This is a genomic window from Nocardia panacis (genome assembly GCF_003598715.1).
Lineage (GTDB): Bacteria > Actinomycetota > Actinomycetes > Mycobacteriales > Mycobacteriaceae > Nocardia > Nocardia panacis.
This window is the reverse complement of sequence record NZ_QZFU01000019.1, coordinates 678,302-701,306: the sequence shown is the minus strand read 5'-3', so window position 1 is coordinate 701,306 and position 23,005 is coordinate 678,302. Positions and strand designations below refer to the sequence as shown.

General features: G+C 66.4%; 24 protein-coding genes. 18 read left to right on the top strand and 6 right to left on the bottom strand.

The features are described from left to right. Positions 1-792, bottom strand: a complete 792-nt coding sequence (locus D5S18_RS17925; RefSeq protein ID WP_120042106.1) for a helix-turn-helix domain-containing protein — start codon at positions 790-792, stop codon at positions 1-3. 131 nt (positions 793-923) lie between these two features. Between D5S18_RS17925 and D5S18_RS17920 the strand changes: the two genes are divergently transcribed. Further along, positions 924-1,364, top strand: coding sequence for a hypothetical protein (locus tag D5S18_RS17920; RefSeq protein ID WP_120042105.1), 441 nt, complete (start codon positions 924-926; stop codon positions 1,362-1,364). 35 nt (positions 1,365-1,399) lie between these two features. Here D5S18_RS17920 and D5S18_RS17915 read toward each other — a convergent pair whose 3' ends face one another. Continuing rightward, complete coding sequence (locus tag D5S18_RS17915) at positions 1,400-2,053, bottom strand: GntR family transcriptional regulator (RefSeq protein ID WP_120042104.1); 654 nt, start codon at positions 2,051-2,053, stop codon at positions 1,400-1,402. A gap of 119 nt (positions 2,054-2,172) precedes the next feature. Between D5S18_RS17915 and D5S18_RS17910 the strand changes: the two genes are divergently transcribed. The 7 genes from D5S18_RS17910 to D5S18_RS17880 are packed head-to-tail and all read left to right on the top strand — an operon-like array spanning position 2,173 to position 7,296. After that, on the top strand, positions 2,173-2,616 hold the full coding sequence (locus tag D5S18_RS17910) for a nuclear transport factor 2 family protein (protein WP_120042103.1): 444 nt from the start codon (positions 2,173-2,175) through the stop codon (positions 2,614-2,616). Positions 2,617-2,621: 5 nt separating this feature from the next. After that, positions 2,622-3,380, top strand: coding sequence for an alpha/beta fold hydrolase (locus D5S18_RS17905; protein WP_158607896.1), 759 nt, complete (start codon positions 2,622-2,624; stop codon positions 3,378-3,380). Between the two features lie 29 nt (positions 3,381-3,409). Continuing rightward, positions 3,410-4,255, top strand: a complete 846-nt coding sequence (locus tag D5S18_RS17900; protein WP_282434858.1) for a carbon-nitrogen family hydrolase — start codon at positions 3,410-3,412, stop codon at positions 4,253-4,255. Continuing rightward, positions 4,256-4,930 carry a DUF2848 family protein gene (locus D5S18_RS17895; RefSeq protein WP_120042100.1) on the top strand — a complete coding sequence of 225 codons (675 nt, stop codon included), beginning with the start codon at positions 4,256-4,258 and terminating at the stop codon, positions 4,928-4,930. Next, positions 4,930-6,411 carry a 4-hydroxyphenylacetate 3-hydroxylase family protein gene (locus D5S18_RS17890; RefSeq protein WP_120042099.1) on the top strand — a complete coding sequence of 494 codons (1,482 nt, stop codon included), beginning with the start codon at positions 4,930-4,932 and terminating at the stop codon, positions 6,409-6,411. The genes D5S18_RS17895 and D5S18_RS17890 overlap by 1 nt, the downstream gene beginning before the upstream one ends. 10 nt (positions 6,412-6,421) lie before the next feature. Further along, positions 6,422-6,781: a cupin domain-containing protein gene (locus tag D5S18_RS17885; protein ID WP_120042098.1), complete on the top strand. Its 360-nt coding sequence runs from the start codon at positions 6,422-6,424 to the stop codon at positions 6,779-6,781. After that, positions 6,778-7,296 (top strand): flavin reductase family protein, encoded by a 519-nt coding sequence (locus D5S18_RS17880; RefSeq protein WP_120042097.1) that lies wholly within the window; start codon positions 6,778-6,780, stop codon positions 7,294-7,296. The genes D5S18_RS17885 and D5S18_RS17880 overlap by 4 nt, the downstream gene beginning before the upstream one ends. Before the next feature lie 65 nt (positions 7,297-7,361). Here D5S18_RS17880 and D5S18_RS17875 read toward each other — a convergent pair whose 3' ends face one another. Beyond that, the gene (locus D5S18_RS17875) at positions 7,362-8,036 is read right to left on the bottom strand and encodes a DUF899 domain-containing protein (RefSeq protein ID WP_120042096.1); all 675 of its coding nucleotides are present in this window, start codon (positions 8,034-8,036) and stop codon (positions 7,362-7,364) included. Positions 8,037-8,387: 351 nt separating this feature from the next. On the opposite strand from D5S18_RS17875, the gene D5S18_RS17870 reads away from it, so the two are divergent. From D5S18_RS17870 to D5S18_RS17850, 5 genes are all read left to right on the top strand, one after another. Continuing rightward, a complete protein-coding gene (locus D5S18_RS17870) occupies positions 8,388-10,739 on the top strand; it encodes an AAA family ATPase (protein WP_239003834.1) in 2,352 nt (783 codons plus the stop codon). Positions 10,740-10,809: 70 nt separating this feature from the next. Continuing rightward, a complete protein-coding gene (locus D5S18_RS17865) occupies positions 10,810-11,142 on the top strand; it encodes a WXG100 family type VII secretion target (protein ID WP_120042094.1) in 333 nt (110 codons plus the stop codon). Next, positions 11,139-11,432: a WXG100 family type VII secretion target gene (locus tag D5S18_RS17860; RefSeq protein ID WP_120042093.1), complete on the top strand. Its 294-nt coding sequence runs from the start codon at positions 11,139-11,141 to the stop codon at positions 11,430-11,432. Before D5S18_RS17865 ends, D5S18_RS17860 begins: the two co-directional genes overlap by 4 nt. A 1-nt stretch (position 11,433) precedes the next feature. Next, entirely contained in the window at positions 11,434-13,059 is a 1,626-nt protein-coding gene (locus tag D5S18_RS17855) for a hypothetical protein (protein ID WP_120042092.1), read from the top strand. 29 nt (positions 13,060-13,088) lie between these two features. Beyond that, a complete protein-coding gene (locus D5S18_RS17850) occupies positions 13,089-13,523 on the top strand; it encodes a hypothetical protein (RefSeq protein ID WP_120042091.1) in 435 nt (144 codons plus the stop codon). On the opposite strand, the gene D5S18_RS17845 is transcribed toward D5S18_RS17850, so the two are convergent. Further along, positions 13,491-14,993 carry an FAD-dependent monooxygenase gene (locus D5S18_RS17845; RefSeq protein WP_120042090.1) on the bottom strand — a complete coding sequence of 501 codons (1,503 nt, stop codon included), beginning with the start codon at positions 14,991-14,993 and terminating at the stop codon, positions 13,491-13,493. The two genes, D5S18_RS17850 and D5S18_RS17845, sit on opposite strands and share 33 nt — an antisense overlap. A gap of 59 nt (positions 14,994-15,052) precedes the next feature. Between D5S18_RS17845 and D5S18_RS17840 the strand changes: the two genes are divergently transcribed. Beyond that, positions 15,053-15,592, top strand: coding sequence for a PadR family transcriptional regulator (locus D5S18_RS17840; protein WP_120042089.1), 540 nt, complete (start codon positions 15,053-15,055; stop codon positions 15,590-15,592). A gap of 93 nt (positions 15,593-15,685) precedes the next feature. Further along, entirely contained in the window at positions 15,686-16,477 is a 792-nt protein-coding gene (locus D5S18_RS17835; RefSeq protein ID WP_239003833.1) for an SAM-dependent methyltransferase, read from the top strand. A gap of 7 nt (positions 16,478-16,484) precedes the next feature. Here the strand turns inward: D5S18_RS17835 and D5S18_RS17830 are convergent, their stop codons facing one another. Continuing rightward, positions 16,485-17,462, bottom strand: a complete 978-nt coding sequence (locus D5S18_RS17830) for a hypothetical protein (protein WP_239003832.1) — start codon at positions 17,460-17,462, stop codon at positions 16,485-16,487. 268 nt (positions 17,463-17,730) lie between these two features. Here D5S18_RS17830 and D5S18_RS17825 point away from each other — a divergent pair, with 268 nt between their 5' ends. From D5S18_RS17825 to D5S18_RS17815, 3 genes are all read left to right on the top strand, one after another. Next, a complete protein-coding gene (locus tag D5S18_RS17825; RefSeq protein WP_239003831.1) occupies positions 17,731-18,753 on the top strand; it encodes an alpha/beta hydrolase in 1,023 nt (340 codons plus the stop codon). A gap of 231 nt (positions 18,754-18,984) precedes the next feature. Beyond that, entirely contained in the window at positions 18,985-20,790 is a 1,806-nt protein-coding gene (locus D5S18_RS17820) for a sugar-binding protein (RefSeq protein ID WP_120042087.1), read from the top strand. 159 nt (positions 20,791-20,949) lie between these two features. Further along, a complete protein-coding gene (locus D5S18_RS17815; RefSeq protein ID WP_239003830.1) occupies positions 20,950-21,588 on the top strand; it encodes a TetR/AcrR family transcriptional regulator in 639 nt (212 codons plus the stop codon). Positions 21,589-21,655: 67 nt separating this feature from the next. Here D5S18_RS17815 and D5S18_RS17810 read toward each other — a convergent pair whose 3' ends face one another. Further along, entirely contained in the window at positions 21,656-22,876 is a 1,221-nt protein-coding gene (locus D5S18_RS17810; RefSeq protein WP_120042085.1) for an acyl-CoA dehydrogenase family protein, read from the bottom strand. Positions 22,877-23,005: the final 129 nt, after the last annotated feature.

Here is a 23,005-nt window from a genome sequence, read left to right as displayed (position 1 = left end):
CTAGCGACGTTCCGCAAGGTGACGGAGGATTTCGGCCGTTGCCCGATCGGCAGGCAAGAAAGCCTCCAGGTGGATTTCGGAGAGGGTGACGTCGGTGGCGGTGGCGAATGAGCTGATGGTACTCATCAGCCGCAGTTCTCCCGCCGCGCTCCGCAATCGCAGTGGAACAGCGAATCCGAGGTGATCGGGGCCGGGATTCGCCTGCGGGAGATAGCTTTCCAGTTCGGCGATCAGGGCATCCAAGGTCGGGTCGGGACTGCGCAGCGCCTTGCCGCGCAGCGCCTCGGTGATATGGCGCCCCCATTCGGGCAGGTTGATGACTCGTGGCGCGAGTCCATCGGGATGCAGGGCGAGACGATAGACATTCATCGCCGGTCCGAGCAGGCCGGGAACGGCCCCTTCGGTCAACAGGTCGAAGGCACTGTTGGCGGCAAGCAACTCGCCATTCGCGCGGGTGCAGATCGCGGGATAGGGCATGTGTCCGTGGAGGATTCGTTCCAACGCCTCCCGCACCGGTGCCAACTCCGGTGTGCTGAAGTCTGTTTCCGGGAAGACCGGTGCGTAGCCTGCGGCAAGAAGCAGGCCATTGCGTTCGCGTAGCGACAGTTCCAGTGATTCGGCCAACCGCACGACCATGGTTCGGCCGGGGTGCGAGCGGCCCTGTTCCAGGAAGCTCAGATAGCGCTGGCTGGTGTCGGCGCTGCTCGCGAGATCCAGCTGGCTGACCCTGCGCAGCGTTCGCCAATATCGCAGTTGCTTGGCGAAACCCGTGGGCGCCTGAGCCGTCGTCATGTCTCCAGTGATATCCGACCGGTCGCATTCTTGCCATTTCCCGCTGGGGGAACATGCCGCCCGCCCGCCTGTGCGGCATCATTCCCTGCAGGGAATCGCAAACCTGTTCGGTTCCACACAGACTCGACGGCATGAGCAATCGACCGAATGAGCACGCACTGGCCCGGTTCGCGCAGCGATACGCCGCTCAGTGGAACGAGCCCGATCCGGCGCTGCGGCGCAAGGAGATCGAGGATATCTGGGCACCCGATGGGGCACAGGTGCTCATCGACCCGCCGCAGGAGATTCAGGATGCCGCCACGAACCTGGCCTTCCCCGCGCCAACATTGGCGGTGCTTGGTCACGACGCATTGGCAGCACGGGTAACCCGCGCCTATGAGATGTTCGTCGAGCCTGGCGAGTTCCGGTTCGAGACCAGGGGCGCGACCGCACTGCCCGGCGGCCGAGCCCAACTCACCTGGGTGATGGTGACGGTTTCGGACGGCGCCATCGTCGGCGGCGGCTTCGACATCGTGACATTCGACGGCGACGGCCGGATCAAGCTGAACCACCAGTTCATCGGCCTCGACTGATACCGGGCGGCGTTGTAGGTGCGGCGGATCCGCACCTACTGCGTGACCGCCGCCGTTTTCGTAATGTGTTCCCGCGCGGCGGTAGCCGCGCCTTCGGCGTCGCCTCGTTCGATGGCGTCGATGATGGCGCGGTGTTCGGCGACGACCCGCTCCAAGCGGTGCGGGAGCTTCAGCGCTTCGAATCCGAAGAGCCACATGGCTCCGCGCAGGCCGACCATGGTGTCGTGGGTGCGTTCCAGTCCGAGGATCTCGGATTGGAGCAGGTGGAATTGCTCGTCGAGGGCGAGGAATTCCGATTCGCTTCCGCCGCTGAGTTTTTCCTGCGCGTCGACCAGGGCGCGTAGGCGGGTGATGTCGTCGGCGGTGGCGTTGTCGGCGAGGCGGCCCGCGACGAAACTCTCCAATAGTGCACGCAGATCGAAGATTTCGGCCCGTTGCGCGGCGGAGAGTTCGCGAAGTCGGAATCCGCGTTGGGATTCGACGACGATGATCCCTTCTCGGCTCAGGGTCAGTAGGGCTTCGCGCACCGGGGTTCGGGACATGCCGAGGGATTCGGCCAGTTCGTTCTCCGAATATTGCTCGCCGTGGGTGAGGGTGCCGTCCCGGATCGCCTGTTGGATCTGCAGGTAGGCGCGACGGCCCAGGGTTGGTGGCCGCACAACCGCCGCGATGCCGCTCAGTCTTGCCATGGGGTGAGGATAGCAGCTCGGTATCCAAGATTCTGTGCACTACGTACTTGTATACAAGATACTAGTTGTCGTAGTGTGGGCCGCGTCATACATCCATCCAGTGGCAAAGGAGCACACGGATGACTCTCTCCCCTGCGGACAAGTTCGCGATCACGGAGCTGTCGAATACGCAGATGCAGGCGCTCGACAATCACGATGTCGCCGCCTGGGTCTCGGCCTGGCTCCCCGACGGGGACTTCATTGCCACCTATGGGACGTTCTCCGGGCACGAGGCCATCACCGCGTTCATCAACGGCCATATCGCCGCCGGTAAGGAAGACGGCGCCCGCCACCTGATGACGAACTACGTCATCAGCGGGGACGGCGATACCGCGACGTCGACGTGCCGGGTCACCAAGCTCCAGGTCGACGCGCCCCCGTTCATCATCGCGACCGGCGTCTACACCGATGTCCTGGTCCGCACCGAGCAGGGTTGGAAGTTCCGGTCGCGCCGCCTGGATATCGAGCGCGGCGTCTTCGCCAGGGCCGAAATCGAAGCCGCGGCCGCGCAGCATCGGGGATGAGCGAGATGACAGACCTCGTCGCGGAACGGTGGGGCGCTTCCGGTCCCCGAATTGTCATGGTGCACGGCAGCCTGAGTTCGGCCGCCACCGCGTTCGGTGAGCAGCAGGTGCTGGCCGATCGGTACCGGATCGTCGCGCCATATCGCCGCGGCTACCGCCCCAGCCCGGACACCGCGCGCATCGATCCGGATCGGGATGCCGCCGAGATCGTCGAACTCCTCGGGGACGGCGCACATCTCGTCGGTACGTCGATGGGCGGCGTGATCGCCATGCGGGCCGCCGCGCTGGCGCCCGAGCGGGTCTGGTCGCTCACGGTGATCGAGCCGCCCGCGCTGCCCAATGGTGCGGGCCGTCCCGCCGCGGACAAGCTCGCGGCGGCGTTGCGCGCGCACTGGGCGCAGTCCGATCTCACCGATCTCGAGACCTTCGCGGCCGGATTCCTCGCGGCGCTCAGCATGGATATGCGACTGCCGTCACCGCTTCCGGAGCCGCTGGCCGAGGCCGTCCGCAATCTCACGACCGAAAGGCCGTGGGAGACGGGCGTTCCGCTCGAGAAGTTGGCGGCGACCACCTTTCCCAAATTGGTGGTCACCGGCGGCGGCACCCCCGGATTCGAGGATGTCGCAGACGCTTTGGCGGAGGGTATGTCCGCCAAGCGGGTGCTGTTCGAGGGCAGTCCCCATGCGGTGCAGCGCATCGGTCGTCGGTTCAATGACGAACTGCTCGACCACCTGCGCAGTGCCGAGGCCGCACGCACGGCCTGAAGTCCCACTGCGGCACGCGATCACCGTGCGTGCCGCACCGGTCGCCGAGAAAGGACCGAATCGCCTTGCGCGTAGCGCTTTTTCAAGTCGCAAGTCCCGATGATGAGTCGGTGGTTGACCGCATCCAGCGGGTAGGCGCCGCGATCACCGGCGAATCGCAGTTGCGGCAGGCCGATCTGCTGGTGCTGCCCGAACTGTGGCATGTCGGCTATTTCGCCTTCGACCACTACGCGTCGGCAGCCGAAACACTCACCGGGCCAACGGTTACGGCGGCCAAGGACTGGGCAAAGGCGCTCGGTCTTTTCGTCCACCTCGGCAGCGTCGTCGAGGTGGACGAGCAGGGCCGTCTCTACAACACCGCGATGGTGGTCGATCCCGACGGCGCGATCCGCGCCACCTACCGCAAGGTGCACGTCTTCGGATACGGGTCGCGCGAGCAGGAATTGCTCACACCGGGCGACGCGGTCACCGTCACCCCGGTCGCCGGACTGCCCACCGGCATCACCACCTGCTATGACCTGCGCTTCCCCGAACTGTTCCGCAGCATGGCCGATGCCGGGGCCGAAATGCTGGCCATCTGTTCGGGCTGGCCTGCCGCGCGCCTCGCACACTGGCGGTTGTTCACCAGTGTGCGCGCCGTCGAGCAGCAGTCCTGGCTGGTGGCCTGCAATGCGGTCGGCACCCAGCAGGGTGTCGCGCTGGCGGGCCACAGCCGGATCGTCGATCCATGGGGCGAAGTGATCGTCGAGGCCGGGACGGATGAGGGATTCACCGTCGCCGAACTCGATCCCACCCTGCCGCGTCGTGTCCGCGCCGAATTTCCCGCACTGGCGGACCGTCGCTGGCCCGCCGTGCCGATCCGAGTGGAGTCATAGATGACCACGGGCATCACCCAACTGAAGCTCCGGACCGCTTCCGGGCAGCCGCTGAACTTCGTGCCGGATACGGTCGTCGTCGGCGGATATACCGGACGCGACCGGGACGCCGTAGAGCATCACGTGACGGAGCTCGCCGCCATCGGCGTCCCGCGACCGGATACTATTCCGGCCTTCTACGATGTCGCGGTCGACTCGGTGACGACCGCCGCCGCGATCGAAGTCACCGGCGCGGCGACCTCCGGCGAAGTGGAACCGGTCCTGCTCTACACCGACCACCGGTACTACTTGACCGTCGGCTCCGACCACACCGACCGCGAGTTGGAGACCAAGAGTATCCACCGGTCGAAGGCCGCCTGCCCGAAACCGATCGCGGCGACGGCGATCGACCTCGGGACCGACCCGAGCATCGTCGACTGGGACGAGATCCGGGTGGCCAGCTGGGTGGACGGCGACCGGTATCAGCAGGGCACTCTCGCGAAATTGCTCCCGATCAGCCAGGTTCTGGCAAAGTGGGGGACCCATGCCGACGAATCGTCCCTGGTTCTGTTCGGCGGAACCCTGCCGCTGCTCGACGGCGGCTTCCGCTACGGCACCCACTGGCGGATGAGCCTCGAGGCTCCCGGCCACGAGCCCATCGAATTCACCTATCAAGTCACCGTCAGGAGTTGCTGATGCGCACCGGAACCGACTATTTGGCCTCGCTCGACGACGGCAGACGCGTCATTGTCGACGGCAAACCCGTCGACAATCCGGCGGGTGATCCGGCCTTCGCGCCCATTGCCCGCACGATCGGTGCACTGTTCGACCTCGCCGCCGATCCCGCCAATGGCATGCAGGTGCACGATGAGACGTTGGGTCGCGCCGTCAACCGGCTGTTCCTGGCGCCGCGCGCGGCCGCCGAACTCACCGCCTACCGCACCGCCGCGCAGGTCTGGGCCGACCATACCCACGGCTGGGTGGGTCGCTCTCCCGACCATGTCGGCGCGTTCCTTGCCGCCTTCTCCGCGCATCCGGAGGCATTCGCCGAGAACCTGCGCGACAATGTCGCGGCCTTCCACCGCCGCGTCGTCGAGAACGACCTCTACGTGTCCTACGCGATCATCCCGCCGCAGGTCTCCCGCGCGAGCACCGCGCACGCTTGGGAGGGCGAGTTCATTCAGGTCGGGGTGAAGCACGAGCGCGAGGACGGCATCGTGGTGCGCGGCGCGCAGATGCTCGCCACCGGTGGCGCCGTCGCCGACGAGATCCTGGTGTCGTGTATCAAGCCGTTGCAGGCCGAGGATACGGACTTCGCGATCAGCTTCACCGTCCCGGTGAGCGCCGCCGGTCTGACCCTCTACTGCCGTCGTCCGTACGCGCCGAGCGCGACCAGCGAATTCGACTATCCGCTCAGTTCGCGTTACGACGAGACCGATGCGCTGCTCGTCTTCGACGATGTGTTCATCCCGTGGAAGGACGTCTTCGTCTACAAGGATGTGGCAGGCCTGCGCAAGCAGTTCTTCGACACCGGCGCGCATGTACTCGGCAACTGGCAGGCGCAGATTCGCTTCGCCACCAAGTTGAATTTCCTCGCCGGTATCGCCCGCAAGATCACCGCGGTCAATGGTGTGGACAAGTTCCCCGGCGTCGTCGAGAAGCTCGGCGAGTTGGCCAGTCTGGTCTCGGTGGTGGAGTCGGGTGTCCTCGCCGCCGAGCACACCGGCGCCGCCGATGAGCAGGGCCTGTTCCGGCCCGGCGCCCCCTCGCTCTACGGGGCGATGGGGTTGCAGTCGGAGATCCATCCGCGCGTCATCGAGATCGTGCGCGACCTGGCGGGCGGCGGTGTGCTCCAGGTTCCGTCGAGCGTGCACGAACTCGAAGGCGCGCAGACCCGCGAGGATATGGAACGCTACGTCAGCAGTCCCGGCGTCTCGGCGGTCGAGCGGGTGAAACTGTTCAAACTCGCCTGGGACGCCATCGGCAGCGAATTCGCCGGACGGCACCAACAATACGAATTGTTCTACGCCGGAGCGCCTTTTGTGGTGAAGGGCTACGCGTTCCGCAATTTCGACTATGGCAGCGCGACCGGTGGGGTCGACCGCTTCCTGGCGTCCTACGGCCTCGATGAGGTGTCGGCACAGCGTGCGGACGTAGCGTCCCCGGTCAGGCCATAAGGAGTACAGCATGAGCAAGCCCGAATTCGAATTCTTCCCGGTCACCGACGTCGAGTTCACGGTGTGCGCGGGCGGCGATCCGCTGATCACCGAGCGGATCCTGAGCAAGGACCCGGTCACCGGCGTCGCCACCCGGATCCTGCGCTACGCGCCGGGCGCGGACTCCACACCGATCGGCGTGCAGCGCCACGACTTCTGGGAGGAGGTCTACATCCTCGAGGGCTCCTTCGAGGATCTGACCCTGGGCCAGAAGTTCGGCGCCGGTGAATACGCTTGCCGCCCACCGGGCATGCCGCACGGGCCGTGGCGTTCCGAAGAGGGTGTGCTGACCTTCGAGGTGCGTTATCCCGCGGGCGGGGAGAAGCGATGACCATGGCACCGGCGTCCGTCGACCCTTCGGTCATGCGCCGCACCATGGGCCGTTTTGCCACCGGCGTCGCCGTGATCACCACCGAGTTCGAGGGTGAGCCGCACGGTATGACCGTCAACTCGCTGACCTCCGTCTCGCTGGACCCGCCGCTGCTGCTGGTCTGCTTCACCCACGGCGCGCGCAGCTCCGATGCGGTGATCGCGGCGGGGCGGTTCGCGGTCAATGTCCTGTCCAGCCGCCAAGAGGCGATCGCCATGCGCTTCGCCAAGCGCGGGGAAGACCACTTCGCCGGACTCGGACTCGAATACGACGGTCACCGGGTCCCCGTGGTTCCGCGCGCCCTCGCCCACCTCGACTGCGATGTCGAACGGGTGCTCGACGCGGGTGACCACACGGTGGTTTTCGGCGCGGTCCGGGATGTGTGTTCGCGCGAGGGGGATCCGCTGGGATTCTTCCGCGGTCAATTCAGCAGTATCGTGCCGCACGACAGCGAACCGGAGCACTGGTTCTTCTGAGGCACAGCAGGTTTCGGATAGTCCCGGCAGCAGGAGCGTGTCTCCCGCTGCCGGGACGCCCTATTTCAGGGACCGTAGGTCGCGGCGACCTCTTTGGATGAGGGCCAGCGGGAGTAGGCGGGGGATTGGGGCCAGCCGGTGGGGGAGTCCTGCCAGTCTTCTTGGCGGCCATAGGGGAGGGTGTCGATGAGGGCGAAGGTGTGGGTCAGCTGCTCGATACCTCGGCTGGTTGTGAACCAGGTGCGGTAGACGGTGTCGCCGTCGCGGAGGAAGACATTCAGGGCGAAGCTGCCGCCGGGGGGTGCGTCGACGTCGGCACCGAAGGGGCTGTTGGCGGTCGAGTACCACGGGAACTGGTTGCCGACGCGCTGTTTGTAGGCGAGGGCCTGGTCGATCGGTCCCTGGGTGACGATGACGAAGCGGGCGTCATAGGGCGCCAGGAATTCCAGGCGGGTGAATTGCGCCGTGAAGCCGGTGCAGCCGGGGCACTGCCATTCCTTGTCCGGGAACCACATGTGGTTGTAGACGATCAGCTGGGATTTCCCGTCGAAGATGTCGACGAGTCGGACGGGACCTTCCGCACCTTCGAGGGTGTAGTCCGGCATCCGCACCATCGGCAGGCGGCGGCGCTGGGCGGCGATGGCGTCGAGTTCGCGGGTGGCGGCCTTCTCCCTGGCGCGCAGCGCGTCGAGGTCGCGTCGCCACTGCTCGGCGTCGACAACGGGTGGTAGTGCGGTCATGAGTCCTCCTGGTCGGGTCAGATATATATGTAGACGCGTTCAACTTGCTGAACTCATCGGAGTGTTTCCCGCTGGTCGCAGTTCGCTCGCGCGGTCGTGATTTCGTCGCTGTGCGCCAACTCCGCGGTGGCGAGGCTGTGTCACGGTCGGTGGCAGGCGGATTCGGACACCGGGCGTGTGGGGTGGGCGGGGCGGCGGTAGCGTCACGGGCATGACGTCGAAGTTGCTCGCGTACGGTTGGAAAGACTTGGCTGCCACGTGGTTCGAGTCCGAGACGCTGCGGGTTGCTCGGCCGTTTCCGGTCGTCGACTAGGTTCGCGCGAATAATCCTGAGAGAGGGGACTTTTGCCGGTGCGGGCAGCCAAGCTTCTACGGGGGGCGATGGGGCGGGTGGCCGGGGTGGTGAAATCCGCTGCGGCCGAGGGGGAGCCCGCACCCGAGGACGACGGTTCCGGGCTCACGATCACCGAGGAGTTCGCCGGGGCGCTGGCCCGTTTGGAGCGCGGGGAGAATCTATTCCTGACGGGGCGGGCGGGCACCGGTAAATCGACGCTGATTCGGCGTTTCCTGGCGTCGACGAATCGCAGGGTGGTGGTCGTCGCGCCGACGGGGATCGCGGCGCTCAATGTCGAGGGCTACACCATTCACCGGCTGTTCTCCTTCGGTCCGAGGATCACGGTCGAGCAGGTGCGCACCGGTCGGTACCTGCCGGGCCGATTCATGGCGACGCTGCGCACGCTGGACACCTTGATCATCGATGAGGCGTCGATGGTGCGGGCGGATCTGTTCGACTGTCTCGCGGTCGCGTTGCAGCGGTTCGGGCCGCGTCCCGGAACCCTTTTCGGCGGTGTGCAATTGGTATTGGTTGGGGATCTTTTCCAGCTGCCGCCGGTGGTTGCCGAGTCGGAGCGGGATTACTTCACGACGCGCTATTCCTCGCCGTATTTCTTCGCCGCCGACGCCTACGATCCGGAACACTTTCCGACGGTGGAGTTGACCACGGTGTTTCGGCAGATCGGTGATTCGCGGTTGGTCGAGATCCTGAATGCGGTGCGCGACGGCGCACTGTTGGATGCGGCGCGCGCGGAACTGAATTCGCGTACCGACCCGGATTTCCGTCCGCCGTTGGATGAGTTCTGGCTGACCCTGACCACCACCAATCGGATTGCGCGCGTGCGTAATCGGGAGATGCTGGCGCAGATTCCCGGTTTGGAGACGCGGCATTCGGCGCGGGCGACAGGTGATCTGGATGGTTTCGATCCGCCGACCGACCCGGAGTTGGTCTACAAGGTCGGGGCGCAGATCATGCTGCTGACCAATCATCCCGACGACAGATGGGTCAACGGGACTATCGGGCGGATCGCGGATATTCGTTCCGAACGTGGCGAACCCATTGTCGTGGTGGAAGTTTCGGACGGCAAGGTGGAGGTCGGCCTGCACACCTGGGAGGTCACCCGCCCCATCTTCGACGGCGGCGCGCTGGTGCATCAGGTGATCGGGACCTACACCCAGTTGCCGTTCCGGCTGGCGTGGGCCATCACGATTCACAAGAGCCAGGGCCAGACCCTCGACAGGGTGGTGGTGGATCTCAGCGGCGGAGCGTTCGCCGACGGGCAGCTGTACGTGGCGCTGAGTCGGTGCACAACCACCTCCGGATTGGTGTTGCGCCGGGCGGTGCAGCCGCGAGATCTCAAGGTGGATCAGCGGATTCGGCGCTTTCTTCGGTCGAGTGCGGCGCAACAGACGCGTGGCAACGTCTATCTGGGGATTTGTACGATCGGCGAGGAGGGCCGGGCTTGGCGGCCGCGTCCGGTGGAGATCGCGATGGTCACCGATGACGGACTCGAGCTGACCACGCTCGTGAATCCCACCAGGGATATGGCGCATTCGCGCTTGATCTACGGAATCAGCGCGGGTGATGTGCAATTCGCGCCGCTGCTGGATGAGGCGTGGGCGGCGCTCGCCCCGCATTTGGCGGGTCGGATTCCGGTGGGGCACGAAATCGACCGGCAATTGGGATATGTCGATCACGAACTCAAGCGCAATGGCCGGGTGATACCCATGCCGGTCGGTATCGATCTGGGCGAGGAGTTGTCGCCGGAGGAGCGTCGATTGCTGGCCGCCCCGCAGGCGCTCATCAGAGCCCGTGCCGCGCGGGTGATCTTCCGCCGCATGTCCGCGGCGGCGGCCGAACCATTCGGTCCGCCGGGGAATGAAACCGGGTACCTGCTCGAACGCGGCGGTCTGCCGGAGTGTTTCGCGGCGGGCGGCGAAATTCCGATGATCTCGAGTCCGGAGCGGGTGCTGGCGGAGCGGCTGCGCGTCAAAGTGCGCGAGACGCGTCTCGACGACGAGTCCATGGACTTGTTGCGTGGCCTCGAGGAGCGATTGGGCTACGCCATTATCGATCCCGAGGCCGAGATCAAGCGGCAGAACATCTACGCCACCCTCGGAGCAGGCGCCAGGGTCTGTTTCAGCGGCTCGTTCCTGGACGATCAGGGCGTCGAGCGTCCCCGCGAGGAGCTCGAGGAGTTGGCCAGGACGAAGGGGCTGGTGCCGGTGGAGACGGTCACCAAGTCCAAATGCGATGCGCTGATCGTGGCCGAGGCCGGATCCCAGTCGGGCAAAGCCAGGCAGGCCGTGAAATGGGAGAAGCCGATATTCACCGCCGAACAGTTCCTGGCCTGGTCCGATCTGTTCTGACCTGCGCGCCCGGAATCCGATAGCGCTGCTTCGGGTTCCGGGTCGTCGCGATCGGCGATAGAATTCTGGAATGGATGGAGCCGGGGGGTTCCCCGATCCACGACGCGACACGTATATCGCTCCGGATGCGGTTCGGACGTACGGTCGAAATGTCGGTGGGATCGCCAAAACCCTACAGAAAGCATTGGATTCGGCCGCCAAGGAGGTCGATGATCTGCTGTCGCGCGGCTGGAGCGGAGCGACAGCGCAGGAATTCGCCGATGGGTGGCGCGAGACGCACGATGGTGGCGAGCGAATTGTCCATGCCTTGCGGACATTGGCGGGGAAGTTGGGTGTCGGCGCCGATGAGTATCGAGATCGTGAAGACACCAGTGCCACCGATATAGCGAGTCTGCGAACATGAGCGAATTCAGTGTCGATCTGGATCATTTGGATCATATTGTGGCCAAGCTCGAGGCGCTGGCCGGATTCGTGCACGATCATCTGGACGACCTCGACAAAGGGGTCACCAAGCTGCCCGAGATCTGGAAGAGTCTCGGTGCGCAGGGCTATGCCGATGCCCATCGCGAATGGGCCGATGGTGCAAGGGAATTCGCCGACGGCGTGCGGGAGATGAGCGCGGCGGCCGAGGCGGCTCATCGTCGCTACACGGTGGCAATGCGCGCCAATGGCCGGATGCTGCGCGGTTCGTGAGATGAGCCCGCAGGAGAAGTTGGCCGTCGACCCGAATGTGTACTACATCACGGCGAAGAAGTTGCGGGAGTTGGCGGATCAGATCAGGGGCGCGGTCACCGGTGTCCTGGCGCCGGGACTGAGCGCGACCGGCGGAATGGCGGGCTCGGGTTCGACGGTCGAGGGCTGGGCCGCCGAATACAACAGGTTCGGCGCCGATGTCCGCGCCGCCACCATCGCCTATGCGGCGGCGTTGCAGCACTTCGCGGATGTCGTCGATGCCGCCGGATACAACTGGGACGCCGCCGAATACAACGGCACCAGTCCGGAGCGTCGGACCGGTCTGCCGCCGGTTCGGCCCGCGCCCGCCGCCGTGGCGGCGCTGAGCAACGGCGATTTCCCGGATGTGCCCAATGCCTCGTTCGATAACGGTCCGGGAGTGACGGTTTCGCCCGGTTCGGTGGCCACCATCGTGCCGAACGGTCGGTCCGGACTGCTCGATACGGCCGCCAAAGCGTGGGATTCCTTCGTGAAGTCCGAGGCGGTCCGAATGGCCCCGGTTACGCTACAGGGATTGGGATCGGCCTTCGACGCGGTGCGGGCGCCGGAGGTGCCGGATATCGTCGAGGGTCTCGGGGCGCTGCAAAACGGAATCGGCGATATCTTCTCCGCCGCGGACGCGCTCGGCGCCGCGGTCCGCGCCTACCACGACAATCTCGGCCCGATGCGCAAGGGGATCGTCGATGCCGCGCCCCGTGCGTTTCCCAAGGCGAAGCAGATCACGGCGACGGTGGGCGATGCCACCGTCACCGTCGCGGTGACGGGTTCGGACCAATGGTTCGATTCCTTCATGGCCGGGCTCGCTTTCGATTCCGCCTATTCGGGTAGCGCGCTGGCCGGTGTACTCGGAAAGACCGATTTCGTCGGCAAATACACACTGGACAGTGTGGCCAAACTGAAGGCGCTGGCGGAGTTGCCGATCATCGCCGAGACGGGCAATCCGGAGGACAACAAGTCCCTGCACGGCGAACTCGACAAACTCGCCGCCTGGGAGGCCAGGTCGCCCGAGTTCACCGAATGGGATCTCGGCAAGCTCGGCAATGTCGACCCCCGGCTCAAAAAGTGGGCCGCGGCGGCGGTGAAGTACGGCAATGCGGCGGGCGTTGACCCGCGGCTGATCATGTCGATCATCCTGAATGAGGGCGCGACCCGCACCTTGCAGGGCCTCGGCGAACCGTATGACGACTTCCGCTGGATTACCAGCGTCTTCCGGGACAACTCCCTCGGCCTGACGAATATGAAGGAGGATACGTTCAAAACGGTGAAACAGGCCTACCCCAACGAATTCCGCGACAAGGGCTGGTCCGATCTCGACGGCAACGAGGATCTCGCGGTCAAGGCGACCGCCTACAACCTGCGCCGCATCCAGGACAAATTCGACGGTCAGGTGCCACCCGAGATGCGCGCCAATGTGACCCGCAACGAATTTGTGACCGCCGTGTACAACGCGGGCGACGATCACGCCCGCGACTACATCCAGGCGGGCAAGCTCGGCCCGCATGTCACCCCGTATGTCCAGCGCGCGGATGGGCACTATGATCAGGCCGATCGTTGGATGCGCGGCACTGGAGCGTATGCGTGCAATTGAGTCCTGCGTCTCGAACCCGGTGGGTATTGGTGGCCGTCGCGGCAATTGTGGCCGCGTCGGCCGTCCTCGTCTGGTGGTGCACCCGCCCCGATGTCGCGCAGCGGCATCTCGCCGATATCCGAGTGCAGGGGTTCGGTCGCATCGCGGATGCCCCGGTGGCGCGGGGCTCCGGGGACTACGGCCCCAATGCGGGCGCGATCTTCCTCGGCCCGTTCGTCGCGGACCTCCCACCCTTGGTCACCGCCGATATCGCGGTGAAACCCGTTGTGCCGCCGATCATCACTGCCGAGGACCACTCCTCAACCGTCGCGGGCGCCACCTGGCCCGACGACTGCGCGCTTTCGGTCTCCCGTATCACCCCGCCCGCTCCGGACCCCGCCTGGAACCTGACCGAACGCCAAGCAGGCGACCTCGCCGCAGGCACCCTCGCCCTATTGCGAATCATTGTCACCTGCAACGGATAGGCCGCATCGGCCGAGGTAGGTGCGCACAGCATCCGGGTCGGTGGTGATCAACCCGATGTGGCCATCCGGTCGGATGAGGATGATGGATCCGGAGCGAGGTCGGAACGTTCGATGCGCGGAGAGGGCTGTGGACGGCGGGATTTCGATGACCTCGAGGCCCTCGGCGGCGGGCGCCGCGGCGTCGCAGACGAGGGCGGTGAAGTGCGTGCCGCGCAGGTGTGCGAAAAGTGTGGTGCCATCGGGAAGCGGGCAGTCGGGCGCGGAGTCACCCACCGCCGGTCCGCGCCCGCGCGCGGTGTCCTCGACGCCGAGTGGGCCGGTGCGGTAGGCGGGATAGTCCGCGCGGTCGCGGATTTGGGCGCGGCGCAGCAGCGGTTTGAGAGCCAAGGCGACGAGTGGCCGAATGAATGGCGGGGGAGTCGCGGCGGCGAAGCGTCGATCGCTGTCGGCCAGGATCTTTCGCGCGATCGGGGCGCGTTCGGCCCAGTAGGTGTCGAGAAGTTCGGGGTCCGCGCCGCGTACCGTGTGGGCGAGCTTCCAACCCAGGTTGTAGGCATCGCCGATGCCGGTGTTCATGCCGTAGGCGCCGAAGGGGCTGTGTACGTGGGCGGCGTCGCCGGCGAGCAGGACGCGGCCCACGCGGTAGCGTTCGGCCATGCGCAAGTTGTAGCGCCACACCGAGATCCAGGTCGGATCGGTGAGTTCGATATCGGCCCGCCCGGATCGCGCGGTGACCAGGTGCCGCAGCGTGTCCAGTTCGGGGGCGTCGTCGTCCTGCGGCGCGAGCGCGGCGACGACCTGGCAGCGACCGTCGCTGCCGGGCCGAATGACCAGCAGCCCTTCGGCTCCCATCCACAGGTGTACGGCGGCGGGATCGGCCAGGCCGTGCACCGTGACGTCGGCGAGCAGCGCGCGGGCGTCGTCCTCGGTGCGGCCGCGGAAGGCGATCCCCAGGCGGCGGCGCACGGTGCTGCGGCCGCCGTCCGCGCCGACCAGCCAGGCCGCCCGCATCGTCTCCACCGCGCCGCCGCGGCGCAGGGTGGCGCTCACACCGTTCGCGTCCTGGTCGAAATCGACCAGTTCGCAGTCGAATTCGACCTGCCCGCCGAGTTCGGTCAATCGGTCGCGCAGGACCGATTCGGTGCGCCACTGCGGCAGCGAGAGCAGATTCGGGTAGGGCCGCCGCGGTGTCGGCGCGGCCGGGGGCACGCGCAGTTCGAAGAGTTCGGTGTGGCCGAGATGGAAGCGAATCGGTGTGTGGTCCAAGGCGATTGCCGCGATCCGGTCGGCGACGCCGAGGTCGTCCATGATCTCCAGCGTGCGCGGTTTGAGTCCGAAACCACGCCCACCGGCCTGCGGGCCGGCCGCGCGGTCGATCACCCGGCATCGTATTCCTCGGCGGGCGAGGTCGCACGCCAGTATCAGTCCGGTCGGTCCGGCGCCCGCTATCAGGACATCGATCGCTGTCATGCCGCCGACTATGACACCTACAAATGTATAGGTCAATCCGTACCTGTCATTATGTACGTATGTCGCTGCGATACGCCCTGCTCGGGCTCTTGGAGGACGGACCCGCCAGCGGGTACGAACTGACCGCCCGCTTCGAGAACTCCTTGCAGAAGTACGCGTGGACCGCCAGGCAGAGCCATATCTATCCCGAGTTGAACCGACTGGCCGACGCCGGGCTGATCGAGGTGATCGCGCAGGGCGCGCGCGGTCGGCGCACCTATGCGCTGACCGAGGCGGGCCGCGCGGAGCTGCGGGAGTGGCTGACCGGGCCGATGAAGCCACGCGCCGTGCGCGACGAACAGGTGCTGCGCATGTCACTGCTGTCGGCGTTGGAACCGGAGCAGGCGCGTGCCTTGGTGCGGCGCTTTCGGGAACAGGCGCGCGCGGAACTCGACGAACTGCGTATCCTCGCCGCCCGCGCCGACGCCGATACTCACCCGCGCGGGCGACTTCGCTTCGGTCGCTTGGCCATCGAATACGGCGTCCATCAGTACGACGCGCTGTGCCGCTGGGCGGACTGGGCGCGCGATGTCATCGATGCGGCCGAGGCGGATCGCTAGCGCGCCGCGAATTCGATGGTGCACGATGCGAATTGCGTTGCCCCGTAGTCGAGTTGGCTGCGATACCATGGTCGCGGACAGCCAGGAGGTGCCTTGCCCGAGATCGAACGGGTCCCGGAGGGAGTCGATCCGACCAAGCCGAATACGGCTCGCGTGTACAACTACCTGCTGGGCGGCAAGGACAACTACGCGGTGGACCAGGCCGTGGCACACCGCATGCTGCTCGCCGCGCCCGATAGTCGAACCATGGCATGGTTCAGTCGAAAGTTCCTGGCACAGGCCGTCACTACGGCAGCAGTGGCGGGTGTCCGGCAATTCATCGATCTCGGGGCGGGCATCCCCACCACGCCTTCGGTGCACGAGGTGGCCAAGGAGGTCGACCCCGCGGCGCGCGTCGTCTCGGTGGATTACGATCCGGTCGTCTTCGCACACGCCAATGCCATGCTGGCGGGCGTGCCGGGTGTGACGCCGATGCTGGCCGATGTGCGCCGCCCCGAAGAACTGCTCGAACGCCTCGAGCACGAGGAACTGATCGATTTCACCCAGCCGGTGGCCATCCTCTGTGTCGGCGTCCTGCATTTCGTCATGGACCACGAGCATCCCGCCGAGATCGTGGCCCACTTCCGCGAGGCCATGGCCCCCGGCAGCTATCTCGCCTTCACCCACGGCTGCGACAACACCCACCGCGATTTCGTCGATATGGCCAATTCCGACACCGCGGGCAGTCCGGCCCAGTTCATTCTGCGGCCGCGCGATGAGGTCGCCTCGTACTTCAAGGGTTTCGAGATGCTCGAGCCCGGCCTGGTCACCGTGCAGCAGTGGCTGGGCGACGATCTGCCCGCCACCCGGCTGGTCATCCTGGGCGGCGTCTGCCGCAAGCCGTGAGTTGTCCCTAGTCCGCGGCCAGTTCGGCGGCGCGCGTCACCATCGCCTCCGCCACGGCGCGTGGTCTGCGTCCGAGTCCGCACGCACTCGCCACCCCGCCGACCCGAGCGCCGAGCGCGCATTCGATCATGCGCAGCGTCTGCACCTGCTGGGCCGAGGACGGCTCGTCGTGCACGAAACCGGCGTAGAACGCCGTCTCCGGTCCGAGCGAGAGTTCGCCCAGCGGTGCGTAGAACCCGGCCCGCCGCGGTGGTGGGATATCGCCCGCCGCGAGCGGGCCGTGCACATACTCCAGGGGGCGATCCGAGGGCCAATGCCGGGCAACGGAATTGGCCAGGTCCACCAGTGGTTGGGCGGTCCGCATCGCCGTGCGAGCCTTATTGCCCATACTGCCGAGGCAGAGGTGGACGCCGAATCGGGTGCCGGGCGGGGACGCGGCGGCCAGATCGGCTATGCCCCGGCCCAATTCCAGCGCGGCTTCGGCGGCCCGATGCAGTGGCTGTGTCAATGCGGACAGGACGAGTTCGGCCGTGGCCTCCAGTTGGATGACCACGCCGTCGCCGAGCAGGGCTCGAATTCCGGCGATCTCACGCACCGTCGCCGCCGCGAAGGCGCTTCGATAGCGCGGCACACCCGCCGGACCGAGCGCGATGAAAGCCATGGTGAACGGTGTCGGCATACCGAGTTGCAGTGTGACACCCGATAGTTCCCGTTCGGCACGCAACCGCTCGAACAGGGGCGCGGCCTGTTCCGCCTCGTGCAGGTAGCCGAGATCCATTGCGGTGCCGTTCAACTCGACCCCGCGCCGAACCCGGTGCAGCGGGCGGCTCCGCGAGGTGCGCCAGACGCCCGGTCGGCGGACCTCCAGCACGCCCTGGGCCACCAGGTCTTCGATGATCGGCTGGATATACAGCTCGTAGCGGCGCACCTCACCGGTCGGCAAGGTGCGCAACCGCCCGCCCGCACGATCGATCAGAGTTTCCATCGCCTCGGCCGTGGACTCCGCCGGAAAACTTCCCACAAGGTGCACGAGACGATCGCGCTTCGTCGTCCCCTGCTGTGTCGACCCCAACTGCCCGCACTCCTCATCGAACCGATTCTCGCCGCCCCGACCGTGCGCAAGCTGCGAATCACCGTGTGCGGAACTACCATTCACCACAATACGATGCGGCAAACCCTTGCGCGCGCCCCGTCGCGCGCTATAGCCTGCCCCTCTGAATGATCGAAAAGGACAGGCGCTAGGGAGCATCCGCGTGCGAACTTCGGTACGGAATCTGGCCGCGCTCGCGGCCGCCGCACTGCTCTGCCTCACACCGTGGGTGGCCACCGCCGATCCGGCCCCGGCCCAATGTCACGACTTCTTCCTCCCGGTGCCGCAAGGCCAATTGGCCGCCACCCTGTGTCAGCCGTCCGGATCCACCGACACCGTTATGGTGCTGATGTCGGGTTCCAACTACAACGGCACCTATTGGGATTTCCAATACGCCCCGCAGACATACAATTTCCGCCGCGCCATGAACGATGCGGGCTATGCGACGCTGATCGTGGACCGGCTCGGCACCGGTCGCAGCACCCACCCGCCGAGCGCCACCCTCACCGCCACGGCCACCGCGGCGGCCCTGCACGAGATCGTGCAGGGACTGCGGCACGGATTGGCCGGGGCCGCGCCCTTCGCCAAGGTCGTCACCGTCGGCCATTCGCTGACCTCGGGCACCTCGGTCATGGAGGCCACCGCGCACCACGATGTGGACGGTGTGCTGCTGACCGGATATTCGCACGCGCTGAATATCCCGGAGGTGCTCGGCGTGATCGCCACCTATCACCCGGCGGTGGAGGAGGCGCGATTCGCCGACCGAGGCTACGATCCGGGCTATTTGGTGAGCCGCCCCGGCACCCGGCTGCACGATTTCTTCACCCCGGAGAATGTCGAACCCGAGGTGCTCGCGCAGGACGAGGCGAACAAGGAAGTCTTCTCGCTCACGGAATATCCGGACGGGCTGACATCCACGCTGCCGGGCATGTCGAGCCTGATCACCGCTCCGGTGCTGGTGGTCGACGGCGGCCGCGACAGGTTGTCCTGCGGCGAGACGTACGCGGTATGTACCGACACCGCAACCCTTTACGCGGAGGAAGCGCCCTATTTCGCTCCTGCCGCGCGGTTGCGGACCTTCGTCCTGCCCGAGAGTGGACATTCGGTGAATCTCGCGCGGAATACCCGCGAGTACCAGATGGCGGTGCTGGATTGGATGCGCACGGTGGTCGCGCCCAAGCCGTAGCTCTGAATTCTTCAGTGCGCCAGTCGGATAGGACTGGGGTGGCGGCGTCGGGTTCGTCGCCCGATCCGGTGCGCTGTCTTCACCTCTGGGGAGAGACCGCCCGGTGTGCTGTGATGCCACGGAATTCGACGCCGCCCGCGCCGGATCCGTGATCCCCCGATGACCACGTAATTTCCCGATGGCACTGCTGAATTCGACGCGGTGCCCGGACTCGCCGCGTCGAGATCCGCGATGACGACTGGAGGCATTCAGGTGGAGCAGCCCGCAGCCCGCGGTGTGCGTCGCAGAACCGTGCTCGCTTCGGGCCTTGCCGCGGCATTCCTGGTCGGGGATACGAGCACCGACGGCCCGCGCCCGGATCCGTCCCGCCTCGCGGCGGGTGCGCCGCGCAATGCCGCGCATACGGATGTGCTCTTCATCGGTGCGCACCCGGATGACGAGACGATGAATCTGGCCACTTTCGGGCAGTGGCGCGAGGAGTTGGGGCTGAGCACCAGCATCATCACCATCACCCGCGGCGAGGGCGGTGGGAATGCGGTCGGCCCGGAGGAGGGGCCGCAACTCGGGCTGATCCGGGAGGCCGAGGAGCGCGAGGCCAATGCGGTCATGGGGATCGAGAACATCTACTACCTCGACAAACCGGATTTCTGGTACACGCTGTCCGCGCCGCTGACCGCCCGCATCTGGGATGCGCAGGACACGCTGGCCAGGGTGGTTCGACTGGTGCGCAGCGTCACCCCGGACACCATCGTGGTGATGGATCCTCGGCCGTTCAATCAGCATGGCGGCCACCAGTTCTCGGCGCGGTTGGGTATCGAGGCGTTCCGTCTGGCGGGCGATCCGCTGGCATTTCCGGACCAACTCGTCCTGGAGGGGTTGCAGCCGTGGCGGCCGCGCAGGCTGCTCGCGCAGAACTACGGATTCGACGCCGTGCTCGGACCCGCCGCCGCCGAGGCGCGGCGGATCGATCCCGGCAGCGGTCTGCCGGTGATCGGCGTGTGGTCCGGGGTGCGCTCCCGCGAACACGGCGCGACCTGGGCGCAGGTCGCCCGCGATGCCACCCGGCTCTATGTCACCCAGGGGTTCGCGGCGAAACCCGCTCGGGTGCCGACCGATTCGGGCCAGATCGGCTCGGAGTGGTTCACGGTGTTGGCCGAGGACGGGCGCTATCTGGAAGCGCCGGTGCGGCGGCAGCCGGGACTCAAACCGCTGTACGCGGAGTTCGCGGGCTGGGCCGATCGGCTCGGACTGCCGTGGTTGGCCAATGGGGCGCAGCCGGACTACCCGGCCAATCCGCGCACCGTCATCCCGGTGGTCGGCCGCGCGCCGGTGCTGGACGGCACGGAGCGGCCGGGCGAGTATCCGGGACCCGAACTGCCGCTGGCGGTCTGGCAGGGCGATGACAGGTGCACCGCGACCGCGAAGGTCTCCCGCCATGGCGACGACCTATATGTGCTGGTCAAGGTGAACGATAAACGCAAGGGCGCGGTGCTGGCCGCCGATGACGTCAAACGGCACTGGCGCACCGACTCGGTGGAGATCGCCATCGATCCGCGCGGCGATTCCGACAACACCTCCACCACGCTGAAAACCGGCATCCTGCCCTATACCGCCGCGGGCGGTCCCGCCGCCGAACGCGATGCCGACAATCGGCAGGGCGCCGCGAACGGAATCCAGGTGGCCTCGGTGGTGACCGAGCCGTATCGCGGGTACACGGTCGAGGCCAGGATCCCGCTCGGTGACCTGCCCGCGCCGGTCGATCCGGCGCGCTTCGCGATGAACATCATGGTCTACAACTCCGATACCGACGACAAGACCGGTCAGACCCGGCTGGCCTGGTCGCCGTACGGGAGCGCGCAGGCCGACCCCTATGTCTGGGGTACGGCGACGCTCGAGAATTACCACCCGTCCGGAACTCGGCAACCGACTGCTCCGGTGATACCGGGGACCGCCGCGCGCAGTGCGGATTCGCCCGCGTCGCTGGCCCAGGCGAAGCGATTGAATGTGCCGATCGCCGGCGGCCCGACGCGGCGGTGACAAGTCCCGGTGGTCGTCCGCGTCGGGTATGTGCCGTAGATCAGCGGCACGGTAGTTATGGTGCCGCGCCCTGAGCGCAACGTGCGAGGGGCGTCGACCGGCGCGGTGATACCGTTGCCCCCAATACGTATTCCGCCGATCGACAGCGAGCCACCTGCAGTGACGTCCGAAATCGAGGCGAGTGAGGGCGAATTGCGCCGCCTCGCCCCGCGCACCCGGCGCGGGGTGCGCACTCGCGACGCGCTGGTGGCGGCGGCGCGCGAGGTGTTCGAGCGGGACGGCTACCTCGGGGCGAAGATCGCCGATATCGCGAAGACCGCGGGCATGGCCTCGGGCTCGTTCTACACCTATTTCGATAGCAAAGAGGAGATCTTCGCGGCGCTCGTGGCGCAGGTGCAGGAGGAGATGCTGCATCCGCATGTTCGGGCGCGCACCGGTGTCACCGATCCGCGGGCGCTGATCGAGGCGGCCAATCGCGAATATCTGCTGTCCTACAAGCGCAATGCCCGGCTGATGGCGCTGTTCGAGCAGGTGGCCCAGATCGACGAGAAGTTCCGCGAACTGCGCGTCGAGCGCGGCAATGCTTTCACCAGGCGCAATGCCAAGATGATTCGTGCGCTTCAGGATTCGGGTCGGGCCAATGCCGAGTTGGATCCGATGATCACCGCGCACGCGCTGTCCTCGATGGTCAGCCGCATGGCGTATGTGGTGTTCGTACAGCAGCAGCGCATTCCATTCGAGAAGTTGGTGCACACGCTGACCCAGCTGTGGGCGAACGCCCTGCAACTGCCCGAGTGACTCCCCTTTTACTCGGTGCGGCAGCCTCGGTGGTGAGCCGGGGTTGCCGCACCCGATAGCGTGACGTTCAGGAACGCGCCTGTCGATAACGGCCCAATTCGGCGTGCGCGATGCTGCGCTTGTGCACCTCGTCCGGTCCGTCGGCCAGGCGCAGGGTGCGCAGATGCGCCCAGGAACTGGCCAGTGGGAAGTCATCGGTGACGCCTGCCCCGCCGTGTACCTGAATGGCCCGGTCCACGATCTTCAGCGCCATATTCGGCGCGGCGACCTTGATGGCGGCGATCTCCACCCTGGCGGCCTTGTTGCCGACGGTGTCCATCAGCCATGCCGCTTTGAGGGTCAGCAGTCGGGTCTGCTCGATCTCGATGCGAGCCTCGGCGATCCAGTCCTGGATATTGGCGCGCTCACTGAGCTTGGCCCCGAAGGTGGTTCGGGATTCGGCGCGGCGGCACATGAGTTCCAGCGCGCGCTCGGCCATGCCGATGGCACGCATGCAGTGGTGGATGCGGCCCGGTCCCAGGCGTGCCTGGCTGATGGCGAAACCCTCGCCCTCGCCCGCGAGTACATCGTTCGACGGCACGCGGACATTGTCGAAGGTGATCTCGGCGTGGCCCTCCCGGTCGGCGTAGCCGAATACGGGCAGGTTGCGCACCACGGTGACACCGGGCGCGTCGATCGGGACCACCATCATGGACTGCTGGCGGTGGCGCGGCGCGGTGGGATCGGTCTTGCCCATGACGATGAGCACCTTGCAGTTGCGGTGCAATGCGTTGGAGGCGAACCATTTCCGGCCGTTGAGAACATACTCCTCGCCATCGCGCACCATGCTCATCTCGATATTGGTGGCATCGGAGCTGGCGACGGCGGGTTCGGTCATCGCGAAGGCCGAGCGGATGGTGCCCGCGAGCAGCGGTTCGAGCCAGCGCTGCTGATGTTCGGGGGTGCCGTAGAGGGTGAGCACCTCCATATTGCCGGTGTCGGGCGCGTTGCAGTTGCACGCCTCGGGTGCGAGCAGCGGGCTGCGGCCCATGATCTCGGCCAGCGGCGCGTATTCGAGGTTGGTGAGTCCGGGACCCCACTGCCGGTGTGGGTGGAACAGATTCCACAGGCCGCGGGCGCGGGCCTCGGTCTTGAGATCCTCGAGAATCTGCGGATGGTGGTGCGGGTCGCCCGCGGCGCGCATCTGCTCGGCGTAGACGGATTCGGCCGGGTAGATGTGCTCGTCCATGAACGCCCGCAACTCGTCCTGGTATTTCCTGGCGCGGTCGGACGTCGTGAACAGATCCATCTGGTGCTCCAATCGGCGGGGGCTCGTGTGCTCCGAAGTCGAATCTAACGTCAAGTTCGAGTTTGGAAAACCCGCCCCCCGTAACCGAGTCCGTTGACGCGGAGCCTGGGGGTTGGGTATGCCTACCGT